Source organism: Pantoea sp. PA1 (assembly GCF_056856975.1).
In genome coordinates this window covers 961,228-976,129 of record NZ_JBXGEE010000001.1, presented here as the reverse complement: position 1 = coordinate 976,129, position 14,902 = coordinate 961,228, and the positions used below count along the sequence as shown (strand labels likewise).

General features: G+C 55.5%; 13 protein-coding genes and 3 tRNA genes. 8 read left to right on the top strand and 8 right to left on the bottom strand.

The features are described 5' to 3' along the window. Positions 1-46: 46 nt before the first annotated feature. Positions 47-1,249, top strand: coding sequence for a purine nucleoside transporter PunC (gene punC, locus AC1V0D_RS04810; RefSeq protein WP_482907050.1), 1,203 nt, complete (start codon positions 47-49; stop codon positions 1,247-1,249). A gap of 308 nt (positions 1,250-1,557) precedes the next feature. Beyond that, positions 1,558-2,706, top strand: coding sequence for a cyclopropane fatty acyl phospholipid synthase (gene cfa / locus AC1V0D_RS04805; RefSeq protein ID WP_009090488.1), 1,149 nt, complete (start codon positions 1,558-1,560; stop codon positions 2,704-2,706). Positions 2,707-2,944: 238 nt separating this feature from the next. Here cfa and AC1V0D_RS04800 read toward each other — a convergent pair whose 3' ends face one another. Then, positions 2,945-3,604, bottom strand: a complete 660-nt coding sequence (locus AC1V0D_RS04800; RefSeq protein ID WP_009090489.1) for a riboflavin synthase — start codon at positions 3,602-3,604, stop codon at positions 2,945-2,947. A gap of 208 nt (positions 3,605-3,812) precedes the next feature. On the opposite strand from AC1V0D_RS04800, the gene AC1V0D_RS04795 reads away from it, so the two are divergent. The 6 genes from AC1V0D_RS04795 (at position 3,813) to AC1V0D_RS04770 (ending at position 7,888) form a co-directional block, all read left to right on the top strand. Next, complete coding sequence (locus AC1V0D_RS04795) at positions 3,813-5,186, top strand: MATE family efflux transporter (protein ID WP_140028477.1); 1,374 nt, start codon at positions 3,813-3,815, stop codon at positions 5,184-5,186. 153 nt (positions 5,187-5,339) lie between these two features. Further along, a tRNA-Val gene (locus tag AC1V0D_RS04790) sits at positions 5,340-5,416 on the top strand. Between the two features lie 3 nt (positions 5,417-5,419). Next, positions 5,420-5,496 (top strand) — tRNA-Val (locus AC1V0D_RS04785). 11 nt (positions 5,497-5,507) lie between these two features. Continuing rightward, positions 5,508-5,584: transfer RNA gene (locus AC1V0D_RS04780), tRNA-Val, on the top strand. A gap of 351 nt (positions 5,585-5,935) precedes the next feature. Beyond that, positions 5,936-7,348, top strand: coding sequence for a pyruvate kinase PykF (gene pykF, locus AC1V0D_RS04775; protein ID WP_009090491.1), 1,413 nt, complete (start codon positions 5,936-5,938; stop codon positions 7,346-7,348). 303 nt (positions 7,349-7,651) lie between these two features. Next, positions 7,652-7,888 (top strand): major outer membrane lipoprotein, encoded by a 237-nt coding sequence (locus AC1V0D_RS04770; protein WP_009090492.1) that lies wholly within the window; start codon positions 7,652-7,654, stop codon positions 7,886-7,888. Positions 7,889-7,964: 76 nt separating this feature from the next. Here AC1V0D_RS04770 and AC1V0D_RS04765 read toward each other — a convergent pair whose 3' ends face one another. The 7 genes from AC1V0D_RS04765 to sufA are packed head-to-tail and all read right to left on the bottom strand — an operon-like array spanning position 7,965 to position 14,627. Continuing rightward, complete coding sequence (locus AC1V0D_RS04765) at positions 7,965-8,990, bottom strand: L,D-transpeptidase family protein (protein WP_482907049.1); 1,026 nt, start codon at positions 8,988-8,990, stop codon at positions 7,965-7,967. 56 nt (positions 8,991-9,046) lie between these two features. Continuing rightward, the gene (gene sufE, locus AC1V0D_RS04760; RefSeq protein WP_009090494.1) at positions 9,047-9,463 is read right to left on the bottom strand and encodes a cysteine desulfuration protein SufE; all 417 of its coding nucleotides are present in this window, start codon (positions 9,461-9,463) and stop codon (positions 9,047-9,049) included. 21 nt (positions 9,464-9,484) lie between these two features. Continuing rightward, a complete protein-coding gene (sufS, locus tag AC1V0D_RS04755; RefSeq protein WP_058956645.1) occupies positions 9,485-10,708 on the bottom strand; it encodes a cysteine desulfurase SufS in 1,224 nt (407 codons plus the stop codon). Then, positions 10,708-11,988, bottom strand: a complete 1,281-nt coding sequence (gene sufD, locus AC1V0D_RS04750; RefSeq protein ID WP_482907048.1) for a Fe-S cluster assembly protein SufD — start codon at positions 11,986-11,988, stop codon at positions 10,708-10,710. Before sufD ends, sufS begins: the two co-directional genes overlap by 1 nt. Further along, a complete protein-coding gene (sufC, locus tag AC1V0D_RS04745; protein WP_009090499.1) occupies positions 11,963-12,709 on the bottom strand; it encodes a Fe-S cluster assembly ATPase SufC in 747 nt (248 codons plus the stop codon). The genes sufD and sufC overlap by 26 nt, the downstream gene beginning before the upstream one ends. A gap of 42 nt (positions 12,710-12,751) precedes the next feature. Further along, the gene (sufB, locus tag AC1V0D_RS04740; RefSeq protein WP_046101730.1) at positions 12,752-14,245 is read right to left on the bottom strand and encodes a Fe-S cluster assembly protein SufB; all 1,494 of its coding nucleotides are present in this window, start codon (positions 14,243-14,245) and stop codon (positions 12,752-12,754) included. 7 nt (positions 14,246-14,252) lie between these two features. Further along, positions 14,253-14,627, bottom strand: coding sequence for a Fe-S cluster assembly scaffold SufA (gene sufA / locus AC1V0D_RS04735; protein ID WP_009090504.1), 375 nt, complete (start codon positions 14,625-14,627; stop codon positions 14,253-14,255). Positions 14,628-14,902: the final 275 nt, after the last annotated feature.

The window sequence follows — 14,902 nt, the reverse complement described above, 5'->3', positions numbered from 1 at the left end:
GCACCTTTTACACTCTGCCGCGTTTACCCTGCAAAATGAGAATCTGATGTTGTCGAATATAGGATTTATGCCCTACCTCGCTCTGCTCAGCATGCTGGGCTTTTTAGCCACCGATATGTACCTGCCCGCCTTTGGCGCGATGCAGGAGACGTTCCGCACCTCGCCCGGCCTGATCAGCGCCAGCATGAGTCTGTTTCTGGCCGGCTTCGCCTGTGGTCAGCTCTTCTGGGGCCCGCTCTCCGATCGCATCGGCCGTAAACCCGTGCTGCTGGCCGGGCTGGCACTGTTCGCCGCTGGCTGTGCGGGTATGCTGTGGGTGAATGATATCTTTCTGATGCTGGCGCTGCGCTTCATTCAGGCGATAGGCGTCTGTGCTGCCGCCGTAAGCTGGCAGGCGCTGGTCATCGACCGCTATCCGGCGGCGCGCGCCAGCAAAGTGTTCGCCACGATCATGCCGCTGGTGGCCCTCTCACCGGCGCTGGCACCGCTGCTTGGGGCATGGCTGATCGGCCATTTCCACTGGCGTTCGATTTTCCTGGTGCTGACCCTGATTGCGGTGGCGCTGATTCTGGTCACGCTGCGTCTGCCCACGGTGAAACCCGCTCCGCAGGAGAAAGGGGCACAGCCGGGCTTCTTCACGCTGCTTAAATCCCGCGTCTACAGCGGTAACGTACTGATCTACTCCGCCTGCTCCGCCAGCTTTTTTGCCTGGCTGACCGGCTCACCCTTTATTCTGGCGGGCCTGGGCCTTTCCCCCGCCGACATTGGCCTGAGCTATCTGCCACAGACGCTCGCCTTTTTAATCGGTGGCTTCGGCTGTCGCGCCCTGCTCAACCGCTTTAACGGCGCACAGCTGCTGCCCTGGCTGCTGGGGGTCTACAGCCTGAGCATTCTGGCACTGTTTGCGGTCGCGCTTTCGGGTCAGGGAACGCTGCTCAGCCTCATGGTGCCGTTCTGCGGAATGGCGCTGGCTAACGGAGCGATCTATCCGATTGTGGTCTCCAGTGCGCTGATGCCCTTCCCGCACGCTACCGGCAAAGCCGCCGCGTTGCAGAATACGCTGCAGTTAGGCCTCTGCTTCCTCGCCAGCCTGGCGGTGTCGGCGGGATTAACTCAGGCACTGCTGACCACCACGCTGATTATGACAGTGACGATTCTGCTCGCCCTGATCGGGTACGTCATGCAACGCGCCGCAAGCGCACAAACTGTTGTTGCCACTGCGCAACCTGCCTGCCAGGATAATCATTAAGACGCTAACCTTTTAGTTAGCGCCCTAACAATAAGTCATTGAATATTGACCCGCGTGAGAATATACTCATCCGGGTCAACAAATCTGTAATAAATCAACAATATAATAACGTAATAATCTGATTGGCACGCTGTTGCCGGGACGGTATTCGCACGCGTTATTCCCTCTTACCGGCCCTGCTTCAGCCTGTTCCAGTCCTCTGTATCTTACAGATAATCGGTTTGCGGAATCCTCCGTGACGTTTCTCAATGCCTGACGAATTGGCTATTCTTTGTTCAGGTTCAGATTGGACAGGTGGTGGAAAAGCTATGAGTTCATCTTACGCAGAAGCAGTGACTCCTGAAGATAATCATTGGTATCGCATCGTTCACGAACTGCTGGAAAAAGCGGATATCGAAATAAATGGCTCACGTCCGTGGGACATCCGCATTCATCATCCCGGTTTTTTTAAGCGTGTTCTGCAGGAGGGATCGCTGGGGCTGGGCGAAAGCTATATGGAGGGATGGTGGGACTGCGACCGTCTGGATATGTTCTTCCACCAGGTGCTTAAACATAAACTGGATCAGCAGCTCCCGCACCATTTCAAAGATACCCTGCGCATCGCCGCCGCCCGCTTAACCAACCTGCAGTCCCGCAAGCGGGCCTGGATCGTGGGCAAAGAGCACTATGATCTCGGCAACGATCTCTTTTCACTGATGCTTGACCCTTACATGCAATACTCCTGTGGCTACTGGAAAGAGGCCACGACGCTGGCGTCGGCGCAGGAAGCCAAGCTGGATATGATTTGTCGTAAATTAGCGCTGGAACCCGGGATGTCGCTGCTGGATATCGGCTGCGGCTGGGGCGGACTGGCGGAATTTGCCGCACGTCATTATGGCGTCAGCGTGCATGGCGTGACCATCTCCGCCGAGCAGCAGAAGCTGGCGCAGCAGCGCTGTGAAGGGCTGGATGTGACGATTCTGCTGCAGGACTATCGCGATCTGAACGAGCAGTTTGACCGCGTGGTGTCGGTCGGTATGTTTGAGCATGTCGGGCCTAAAAACTACGCGACCTATTTCGACGTGGTCGATCGTAATCTTAAGCCTGACGGGATTTTCCTGCTTCACACCATCGGCGCGATTAAAACCGATATGCGCGTTGACCCCTGGATCGATAAGTATATTTTCCCCAATGGCTGCCTGCCTTCGGTGCGTCAGGTGGCCGATGCCAGCGAGCCCCATTTTATTCTGGAGGACTGGCACAACTTTGGCGCAGATTACGACAGGACGCTGATGGCATGGCATGAACGCTTTTTGCAGGCCTGGCCTCAGCTGGCTGAGAGTTATGGCGATCGCTTTAAGCGTATGTTCGCCTACTATCTCAACGCCTGTGCCGGTGCATTCCGCGCGCGTGATATTCAGCTGTGGCAGATCGTCTTCAGTCGTGGCGTAGAGGGGGGATTGCGCGTGGCGCGGTAGAGGGCCCGGTTGCGCCGCAAGGCCTGCCGAAGTCAGACCCGCGTTAGCCGCAACGGAGAAGCTAAAGGCGCAGGGAACAGGGTCAGAAGAGGAAAGCGTCACGCGCCAGGGAGGGCGCGTGTCGAGCGTGTCAGGGATGACGGCTTTTGCGTCTTTCCGATCTGATCCTGTTTCCTGCGCAGGTGCAATCTCACAGCGAATCGGGTCAGCGGTTCAACAGGCGCTGTCGCGCCTGATATTAACTCTCTGCGGCAGGTTGCCCGGTCAGCGCACTCATGGCTGCCGCAGCATCACGCTGGGCGAGCACGCGCTCCACGGTCTCGACGATGGCCTGAGTGTGTGGATCGATCTCAATATTGACCCGCTGTCCAAAGGTCTTCGCCCCCAGCGTGGTGCGTTCCAAGGTTTCCGGGATCAGATAGACGCAGAACTTCGTTCTGGTCACATCCCCGACCGTCAGGCTGATGCCGTCGATACCGACGAACCCTTTATGCAGAATATATTTCATCTGCGCCGGGTCCTGGATTTTAAACCAGACTTCGCGGTTATGTTCTGACTGGATAATTTTGCAGATCTCAGCCGTGGTCATAATGTGACCCGACATCAGATGCCCGCCGATTTCATCGCTGAATTTTGCTGCCCGCTCGATGTTGACCACGTCGCCCTCGCGCAAATCGCCGAGGTTCGTCACCCGCAGCGTCTCTTTGATCAGATCAAAGCTGACGCGATCGCCGTCGATTGCCGTCACGGTTAAGCAGCAGCCGTTATGCGCGACGGATGCGCCCAGCGCCAGACCCGGCAGGAGTTCTTCCGGTAGCCGGACAGTATGGGTACGAAACAGCTCTTTCTCTTCGATGGACACGATCTCCGCCATGCCCTGCACAATTCCGGTAAACATATTCTTTGCCTCTGAAAATCCGACGTTTGTGCCAGTTTACCACAGCTCAGGCCCGCTGTTAGATTTCAGCCCCTGCCACGGCGTTGAGTCAGTGCAAACCGCATTGTGTGACAAAGATTGGCGAATGGGGTTACGCCAGTTACACTAACTCACGAAATTCCCCGGGCTTTTTGCCCCTTTTCTTTCCTATAACTCGTCAGGTGTTAACGTGCAGAAGTATTTAACAGAAGCGCGTCAATTGCTGGCCCTTGCGATTCCGGTCATCCTTGCTCAGGTGGCCCAGACCGCAATGGGATTTGTGGATACCATTATGGCCGGCGCCGTCAGCGCCACGGATATGGCCGCCGTTGCTGTCGGCACCTCTGTCTGGCTTCCGGCCATCCTCTTTGGTCATGGTCTTCTGCTTGCATTGACGCCCACCGTTGCGCAACTCAACGGTTCAGGTCGCCGCGAACGCATCGGTGAACAGATTCGCCAGGCATACTGGCTCGCCTTTTTTGTCTCCCTGCTGATTATGGTGCTGCTGTGGCACGCGGGTTACCTCATCCGCGCAATGCACGATATCGATCCCCGGCTGGCCCTGAAGGCAGAAGGCTATCTGCATGCCCTGCTGTTCGGCGCACCCGGCTACCTCTTCTTCCAGGTGCTGCGCAACCAGTGTGAAGGATTGTCGAAAACCAAGCCGGGTATGGTGCTGGGCTTTCTCGGCCTGATGTTTAACATCCCGCTCAACTATATCTTTATTTATGGTCACTTCGGGATGCCGGCACTGGGCGGGGTGGGTTGTGGTGTGGCAACCGCGTCGGTCTACTGGGTAATGTTTATCTGCATGCGCTTCTGGGTGCGCCGGATGGGTTCGATGCGTGATATCCGCATGGAGAGCCGCTGGTCGCCGCCTTCGCGTGTCATTCTCACCCGCCTGATGGCGCTGGGATTACCGGTGGCGCTGGCGCTCTTTTTTGAGGTCACCCTGTTTGCCGTGGTGGCGCTGCTGGTGTCGCCGCTGGGCATCGTCAATGTCGCCGGCCACCAGATCGCGCTGAATTTCAGTTCACTGATGTTCGTGTTACCGCTGTCGCTGGGCGTCGCGACCACCATCCGCGTCGGCTACCGCCTGGGTCAGGGCTCCACCGAGCAGGCCCGGGTCGCCGCGTGGACGGCGCAGGGTGTCGGCATCAGCATGGCGGCGCTGACCGCGATTTTTACCGTGACGTTCCGTCACCAGATCGCCCTGCTCTACAACGACAATCCTGAGGTGGTGACGCTGGCCGCACAGCTGATGCTGCTGGCGGCGATTTATCAGTTCTCCGATTCGATTCAGGTGATCGGTAGCGGCATTCTGCGCGGCTATAAAGATACGCGATCCATTTTCTTCATCACCTTTATTGCCTACTGGCTGCTCGGTCTGCCTGCCGGGTATCTGCTGGCACTGACCGACTGGCTGGTGCCGCGTATGGGACCTGCGGGCTTCTGGTGCGGTTTCATTATCGGCCTCACCTCGGCAGCGGTGATGATGATCTGGCGCATCAGACGCTTACAGCGTTCACCGGCGGCCATTATCCTCGCCCGCGCGGCGCGATAATCCACAAAAGCGGGCCATTTATGGCCCGCAGCGCCGAAAAAAACGACGGTTAGCACAGTTGCTGCGCAGTCACAGTGAAAAAACGATTTTCCCCTTGCCAGCCTCACACGCTGCCGTTAATATTCGTCCCCGCTGTCGCCCTGACAGCATGTTGCGCTCTTAGCTCAGTTGGTTAGAGCACCACCTTGACATGGTGGGGGTCGATGGTTCGAGTCCATTAGAGCGCACCAAGTGCGTCCGTAGCTCAGTTGGTTAGAGCACCACCTTGACATGGTGGGGGTCGGTGGTTCGAGTCCACTCGGACGCACCAATATTCAGTATGCGCTCTTAGCTCAGTTGGTTAGAGCACCACCTTGACATGGTGGGGGTCGATGGTTCGAGTCCATTAGAGCGCACCACTTTCAGAATTCCTTCAGCTTGCGCAACTCCCTTTATATTGATCTGCATCGCGTCCCCCTTCTGCTTTTTGATTGGTTTTCGCATACTTAGCGTCTATACTGTCCCCCGTTGTTTACTTGAAAGGTTTCAGCGATCACGTGCTTACTGCGATAACTCAAATGATTTGCGCAACAACAGCGTGGTGGTTACCAATCGTAGCCGCACAACTTCCCTGCACGCCTGGCCTTCGTCACCTATTCTTATTCAGTACTGCCCTTTTCAGTTTCAGTCTCAAATCAGAAATTTCACTTCGATGCGCTGCCATCGGATTCCGCCCTTATTCATCCATCACAACTTACAGATAATCCGTCATGAAAAAGACTAAAATCGTTTGTACTATCGGCCCGAAAACCGAATCCGAAGAGATGCTGACTCAGCTGCTTGAAGCAGGCATGAATGTTATGCGTCTGAACTTTTCTCACGGCGACTACGCTGAGCACGGCCAGCGCATTACCAATATGCGCGCCGTGATGCAGAAAACCGGTCGTCAGGCCGCTATCCTGCTGGACACCAAAGGCCCTGAAATCCGCACCATGAAACTGGAAGGCGGTAACGACGCGGCGCTGAAAGCGGGTCAGACCTTTACCTTCACCACCGATCAGAGCGTGATCGGCAACAGCGAGCGCGTTGCTGTCACCTACCCGGGCTTCACGGCTGACCTGAAGATCGGCAACACCGTGCTGGTTGATGATGGCCTGATTGGGATGGAAGTGACCGAAGTCACCGAAAACACCGTAGTCTGTAAAGTACTGAACAACGGCGACCTGGGTGAGAACAAAGGCGTTAACCTGCCAGGCGTCTCAATCCAGCTGCCTGCGCTGGCTGAAAAAGACAAACGCGATCTGATTTTTGGCTGTGAGCAGGGTGTGGACTTTGTCGCGGCTTCGTTCATCCGTAAGCGTTCAGACGTGCTGGAGATTCGTGAGCACCTGAAACAGCACGGCGGTGAGCACATCCAGATCATCTCCAAAATCGAAAACCAGGAAGGCCTGAACAACTTCGACGAAATTCTCGAAGCGTCAGACGGCATCATGGTTGCGCGTGGCGACCTGGGTGTTGAGATCCCGGTTGAAGAGGTGATCTTCGCGCAGAAGATGATGATCAAGAAATGTAATAAAGCGCGCAAAGTGGTCATCACGGCGACCCAGATGCTCGACTCCATGATCAAAAACCCACGCCCTACCCGCGCAGAAGCCGGCGACGTGGCGAACGCCATCCTGGATGGCACCGATGCGGTCATGCTGTCAGGTGAGAGCGCCAAAGGTCGCTATCCGCTGGAGTCGGTCACCATCATGGCGACCATCTGTGAGCGTACCGACCGCGTGATGAAATCGCGCATCGACAGCCAGAACGATACCCGTAAGCTGCGTATCACCGAAGCCGTCTGCCGCGGTGCGGTTGAGACCGCTGAGAAGCTGGAAGCGCCACTGATTGTGGTGGCGACCGAAGGCGGCAAATCGGCTAAAGCGGTGCGTAAATACTTCCCGAACGCCACCATCCTGGCCCTGACCACCAATCAGACCACTGCACGCCAGCTGATCCTGAGTAAGGGCATTGAGACACGTCTGGTTTCTGAGATCGCGTCGACCGATGATTTCTATCGTCTGGGTAAAGAAGCGGCGCTGGAAAGCGGCTACGCTCAGAAAGGGGATGTCGTAGTGCTGGTTTCCGGTGCATTAGTACCAAGCGGAACTACCAACACCGCGTCCGTACACGTCCTGTAAAACCTGCGTCAGCGGTTATTTAGAAGCGCCTTTAAGAGGCGCTTTTTTTATTTCCTCTTAAACCAAATACCAGAAAATTCCAATCGAAAATAACTATTCAAATACTCTTAATATTAAGGTTAATCCGATTAAATCTCTCTGTTTTCGCTAAATTTTTTTATCATATTCTGGGATTCGCTGCTTCTTTGAGCGAACGATCAAATTTAAGCATCTTCTCATCAAAAATTTATTCTCAACTTAAAAAGCTTTGTGTAATACTTGTATTGCTACATGGAGATTAACTCAATCTAGAGGGTATAAATAATGAATCGTACTAAACTGGTACTGGGCGCGGTAGTTCTGGCTTCAACTCTGCTGGCTGGTTGCTCAAGCAACGCTAAAATCGACCAGCTGTCTTCAGACGTTCAGACTCTGAACGCGAAAGTTGACCAGCTGAGCAACGACGTGAACGCAGTGCGTTCAGACGTTCAGGCTGCTAAAGATGACGCAGCACGCGCTAACCAGCGTCTGGACAACCAGGCTCACTCTTACCGTAAGTAAGAGTTCTGGTTTAAAAATGGCGCCGTTATGGCGCCATTTTTTTTGCCCCTGCCAGGCTCTATCCGGCACCTTTCTGTCAGGGTTTAACGTTCTTCGCCTCCTTCCCTGCTGCCGCACTCTCTGTCAGCACCGCGGCACTTTCCAGCCCTTCGGGCGGCACGGTATCACTCTCTACCGGTTCACCACTGCTGACCAGTACAGGCATGCCTGAGCGTCGTGCGATGCTGGCTTTAATCAGCGCCCGGTCACTCTTCTCACTTTTCATAAACTGCCTGAGTCCGTCGCTGAGCGCAATGGTCTGCGTCTGCGGATCATCTTTGTCATTGCGTGACAGCGGCTGGTGCACTTCAACGTAGCGTTTACCATCCGGCTCGATGGCGTACTTCACCGGCTGATTGATAATCTGCACCCGTGTCCCCTCTGGAACGGCGTTAAACAACGCTTCGATATCTTCGGAACGCAGACGGATACAGCCGGAGCTGACGCGCATGCCGATGCCAAACTTCGCATTGGTGCCGTGGATCAGATACTGGCCCGTGCCGCGCGCCAGACGCATGGCAAACTGTCCCATCGGGTTATCCGGTCCCGCAGGCACCACGGCGGGCAGCGTGACACCCTCTTTCGCGTAGCGTTTGCGGATGTTCGGGGTTGGCGTCCAGGTAGGATTAGGGATCTTCTGGCTGATACGGGTGACCATCACGGGAGTGGCTGCCCCTAACTGGCCAATGCCTATGGGATAGACGATGACTTTGTTTTCGCCTTTGGGAAAGTAGTAGAGACGCAGCTCGGCAAGATTCACCACAATGCCTTCGCGTGGTGTATCGGGCAGGATCATCTGTAGCGGTATCGTCAGTTGCGTGCCCGCCTTGGGCAGCCAGGGATCGGTCCCGGGATTCGCCTCCAGCATCCCCAGCAGACCGACCTGGTAGCGGGCCGCAATCGCTTCCAGCGGCTGTTTGTTATCGGGGACCTGAGTCAGGACGTTTTCGCCAATCAGGCGACTGTCAGGTGGCGGCAGCGGATATTCCGTGGCGAATGCGGGTGCAGAGAGCCCAAAACAGGTCAGCAGCAATGCACCGGCTAAACGTAAAGCTGGTTTCATGCAATTTTCTCGTCAGATAAAAAAACAGACGCCGGATGGCGTCTGTCGAGTGTAGCTTAGCTGAGGTTCTGAGCGGTATGGCGAATAGACCGAATCATCGCCTCCAGCCCCTGCGACCGGGTGGGCGTCAGGTGCTGCATCAGGGCCAGTTCGCCAAACCAGTGGCGGACATCCAGCGCCAGAATTTCGGCAGGTGGCAGGTTCTGATAGAGACTAATTACGATAGCAATCAGGCCCTTAACGATAGCGGCATCGCTGTCACCTTCGAAGGCGATGGTGCCATCGGCCTGCGGCGTCATTCTGATCCACACCTGGCTCTGGCATCCCGAGATGACGTTTTCCGGCTGGTGCAGGGTTTCAGAGGATTCCGGAAGTTTCGAACCCAGTTCAATGATGTACAGGTACTTCTCTTCCCAGTTGGCGCAACGGTTAAAGTTACGCACCAGTTTCTCTTTTTCAGGCAAATTCGCCATCAGTCACTCCGTTAAAACTGTTCAGCCGCCCAGCAGACGATGAATGCGCGTCAGACCCGCTGCCAGACGATCCACCTCTTCTTCACTGTTGTAGAAGGTGAAGGAGGCGCGGCACATCGCAGGCACGTTGTAGTGCTGCATCAGCGGCATGGCGCAGTGATGGCCGGTGCGGATGGCAATACCATACTGATCCAGGAAGCTGCCGACATCGTAAGCGTGGTGCTTACCGAGATTGAAGGCGATAACACCGGCGCGCGACTGCGGGCCATAGATGCGGATGTCCGGGACGGTGCCCAGTTTGTCGAGGGCATAGTTCATGAGCGCCGTTTCACGCTCATGAATGGTATCAAGTCCCAGCGCCTGCACGTAGGCCAGTGCCGCACCAAAGCCGATAATGCCGCCGGTATTGGGGGTGCCGGCTTCAAAACGCCACGGCGCGCTGTTCCAGGTGGTGCCCGTCGGCAGCATGACGCGGTCAATCATCGACCCGCCGCCCTCCCAGGGTGGCATCTGGTCCAGCAACGCTTTGCGTCCATAAAGGATACCCACGCCGTTCGGGCCGTAGAGTTTATGGCTGGAGAAAACATAGAAATCACAGCCGATATCCTGCACGTCAACTTTGTCATGCATTACCGCCTGCGCACCATCCACCAGGGTAACAACACCTGCGGCTTTGGCCTGCGCCACGATCGCTTTGACCGGGTTAACCGTGCCGAGCACGTTTGAAACATGCGTCACGGCCAGCAGGCGCGTGCGGCTGTCAATCAGCCCCGCCAGCTGCTCAAGCGCCAGCTCACCGTTGTCATTCAACGGCAGCACACGCACTTCGGCTCCGGTGCGCTCAGCCAGCATCTGCCATGGAACGATATTGGCGTGATGCTCCATCTCAGTAATGATCAGGTTATCGCCAGACCGGAGCTGACTGCTGCCCCAGCTGTTGGCCACCAGATTGATGCCTTCGGTGGTTCCTTTGACGAAAACAATCTCTTCCTGCGACGAAGCGTTCAGGAAACGGGCGGCCTGATCGCGCACGTTCTCCATATCACTGGTTGCCTGCTGGCTCAGCGTATGGATGCCGCGATGCACGGCCGCATAGCCATGCTGGTAAAAATGACTCTCGGCATTGATCACCGAGAGGGGACGTTGTGCGCTGGCGGCGCTGTCAAGGTAGGCCAGCGGATGACCGTTGACCTCTCGCTTCAGGATAGGAAAATCAGCTCTGATGCGGTCGAGATCGAAGTTCATCATACGTCGCCTCCGGGAAAACGTTGCGCGATACGCTGCAGTACGGCCTGACGCATCACCGGATTTTCCAGTGTTTCGGTCAGTTCTGCCGCAAAGGCGTGGATAATCATGGTCTGCGCAGCATCCTGCTCAATACCGCGCGAACGCAGATAGAACATCTGCTCGTCATCGATACGGCCGATGGTGGCGCCGTGGCTGCACTTAACGTCATCCGCATAGATTTCCAGCTGCGGCTTGGTATCGACCTCTGCCAGCTTGCCCAGCAACAGGTTGTTGTTGGTCATCTGCCCGTCTGTCTTCAGTGCATGCTGTGCCACTTTGATGTGACCGTTAAACACCGCACGGCCTTTGTCACGCACGATGGTTTTATGCATCTGACGGCTGACGCAGTGGCCTTTATTGTGCTCCAGGTAAGTACGGGTATCCGCGACTTCCTGTTTCACCGGCAACACCAGGCTGTTAATCGCCAGCGTACTGTTCTCGCCGTTCAGCTGCGTGCTGGTATTGTGGCGCGACAGACCGGCACCCAGCAGGAAGCTGGTACTGCTGACCTGCGCATCGTTACCCACCACCAGATCGTTGTGCGCAAAGTGATAGCTGTTGCTGCTTTCAAACGCCAGTTTGGTGTGGGTCAGCTTTGCATTATCTCCGATTGCACAGGTAAAGCGCGAACCGGTGAAATGGGCCTGATCGTTGAGTGAAACGTAGTGCTCAATCACTTCCGCTTCGGCGCTCTCTTCCAGCTGCAGGTGATGACGATAATGAACAGTGTTCATGCCCGTCTGCTGACCGCTGGTGATATGCAGCAGGTAGACCGGGCGCGCTGCAGATTTACCGCGTGCCAGACGCAGGGTAGTCACCTCTTCCGCCAGGCTTTCGGTCAGATGCAGAAACACTTCCGGCTGAACGGCGGCGGGCAGCGGACGACGCTCGGCGGCCACGCTGTGCTGAATCTCAAACAGCCCGGTGTCGCGGCTGCTCAGCGCCGCCTGGAACTGACCGTCAACGAAGACCAGGCGGATGGCATCCAGCGGCAGCGCCAGCGCATCAACCTGTTCAGCGCTCAGAATCTGAGGCACGTCAGGCAACACAAACTGCTGTGACAGCAGCGTGTCCAGCGGGGTGTATTTCCAGTTTTCATGCTTGCGGGTTGGCAGACCAACGCGCATCAGTTGCTGCCAGTGCTGCTGAGCCTGCAGAGAACGCACGTCGCCGCGCGACTCAAACAGGTGATGCCACTGTTGCAGCGCAGAATCACTCTTCGTCGGTAAGCCAGCCATAACCTTGCTCCTCCAGCTGTTTCACCAGCGAGAAGTCGCCAGATTTCACGATTTTGCCCTGATACAGAACATGAACGAAGTCTGGCTTGATGTAGTCCAGAATACGCTGGTAGTGGGTCACGATGATAAAGGCACGCTTTTCGTCACGCAGGCTGTTCACACCATTGGCAACGATTTTCAGCGCATCAATGTCCAGACCGGAGTCGGTTTCATCCAGGATGCAGAGCTCAGGCTCCAGCGCCGCCATCTGCAGGATGTCGTTACGCTTCTTCTCGCCGCCGGAGAAGCCGACGTTAACGGAACGGGTCAGCAGATCTTCCGGCATCTTCAGCAGCTGAATTTTTTCTTCGATGAAGTCCTGGAAATCAAAGCGATCCAGCTCTTCCTGCTGACGGTATTTGCGCACCGCGTTTACCGACGTCTGCAGGAAAAACTGATTGCTGACGCCGGGGATCTCGACCGGATACTGGAACGCCATAAAGATACCTTCACCAGCGCGCTCTTCCGGTGCCAGCTCCAGCAGATCTTTACCGTTGAAGCTCACCGAACCGCCGGTCACTTCATAATCTTCGCGGCCTGCCAGCGTGGCTGACAGCGTACTTTTACCTGAGCCGTTCGGGCCCATGATGGCATGTACTTCGCCTGGTTTAATTTCGAGATTCAGGCCACGCAGAATGGCTTTATCTTCAACACTGACCTGCAAATCTTTAATGCTTAACATACTTATTCCTTCACGTTGCTTCCGGCAAGGCGTGTGACGGCATCAGCCCACACTGTGCTCAAGGCTGATGGCTAACAATTTCTGGGCTTCCACGGCAAATTCCAGTGGCAGCTCGGAGAATACGTCTTTACAGAAGCCGTTCACGATCATCGAGATGGCATCTTCTTCACTGATACCGCGTTGCAGACAGTAGAACATCTGATCTTCGCCGATGCGTGATGTCGTGGCTTCGTGCTCCAGCTGAGCGGTGTTATTGCGGGTCTCCACATACGGAAAGGTATGGGCGCCGCAATCCGGGCCGATCAGCATCGAGTCACACTGCGTAAAGTTACGCGCGTTGGTGGCGGTTGGCATGATTTTCACCAGACCGCGATAGGTGTTCTGACTTTTACCGGCCGAAATCCCTTTAGAGATGATGGTCGATTTGGTGTTTTTACCAATGTGGATCATCTTGGTGCCGGTATCGGCCTGCTGACGACCGCTGGTCAGCGCCACGGAGTAGAACTCACCCACCGAGTAGTCCCCGCGCAGAATGCAGCTCGGGTATTTCCAGGTGATCGCAGAGCCGGTTTCCGACTGTGTCCAGGACATCTTGCTGTGGTCACCTTCACACAGCGCACGCTTGGTCACGAAGTTGAGGATACCGCCCTCGCCTTCACCGCCAGGGAACCAGTTCTGAACCGTGGAGTATTTCACTTCGGCGTTTTTGTGGATGATCACTTCCACCACGGCCGCATGCAGCTGATAGCTGTCACGCACCGGGGCTGAACAGCCTTCGATGTAGCTGACATAGCTGTCTTCGTCCGCAATCAGGATGGTGCGCTCGAACTGACCGGTTTTCGCAGCGTTGATGCGGAAATAGGTCGACAGCTCCATCGGGCAGCGCACCCCTTTCGGGATATAGACAAAGGTGCCGTCTGAGGCGACCGCGGAGTTCAGCGCGGCAAAGAAGTTGTCATTTGCCGGCACGACGGTGCCCAGATACTGCTTCACCAGCTCAGGGTGTTCCTGAATCGCTTCGCCAAAAGAGCAGAAGATGATGCCCTGCTCCGCCAGCTTGCCGCGATAGGTGGTGGCGACTGAAACGGAGTCGAAAATCGCGTCAACCGCCACTTCGCGGCCTTCGCGAACCGGCACACCCAGCTGATTAAAGGCGTTTTCCACTTCCTGCGTCAGATACTCACTGGCGGGCGCGCTGCCTGAGGCCTGAGTGGCACCCGGCTCCGACGCGCAGCTATCGTCACAGCTGCCGCATGAGGGCGCGGAGTAGTAGCTGTAATCCTGATAGTCGAGCTTCTCGTAGTGCGCTTTCAGCCAGTGAGGCTCTTCCATTTCAAGCCAGGCATGAAACGCTTTAAGACGAAACTCCAGCATCCACTCTGGCTCGTTACGCTTGGCCGAAATCGCGCGCACGACATCTTCGTTGATGCCGTTGGCAAATTCTTCGGTTTGCAGTTGGGTAAAGAAGCCCTCTTTGTAGTTGAGCTTGCCTTCCCAGATTTGTACATCGTCAGATGTTTCGCTGTGTCGTGACATATTTCACTTACTCGACGCCAAAGCTCTCACCGCACCCGCAGGCGTGCTGAGCTTTAGGGTTATTGAATTTAAAAATCTGATTCAGGCCTTCGCGAACATAGTCCAGCTCGGTGCCATCAACGAATGGCATCGCCTGAAGCGGCACAAACAGCGTTGCGCCGTAGAATGAAAACTGCAGATCGTCTTCGACAGGCTCTTTCACCAAATCCATAACGTAGCCGAACCCGGCGCAGCCGGATTGTTTCACGCTGAGTCGCAGACCCTTGACATCAGGGTCCTGAGCCGCCAGATTGAGAATTTGTTGCGCTGCGGTTTCAGTCAGCGTCAGCCCTTTCCAGACGAAATCGTCAGGTGAGAAAGAGTCTGTATTAACGGATGCCATATTGATACCTCTTGAGTCCGGACCTTTTCAGGCTATCCCCCTATGGTAGTGATCTCACCGATCACTTCAACCTCTTGTTTTGCAGGGATAATCATCTTGTGCTGTTTTATTTGCTTAATAATTAAGCATAGCCTCTTCAGCTCACTGTGTGGTGAGAACGTCAGCCTTAATAAGCCAGTGATAACCTATTAATAAATCACTCATTTTAAAATAACCCTTTTTGATAAAAAGGCTTATTGATAGGTTACGCCTTTCTGCGATGTAAACAGATTGTT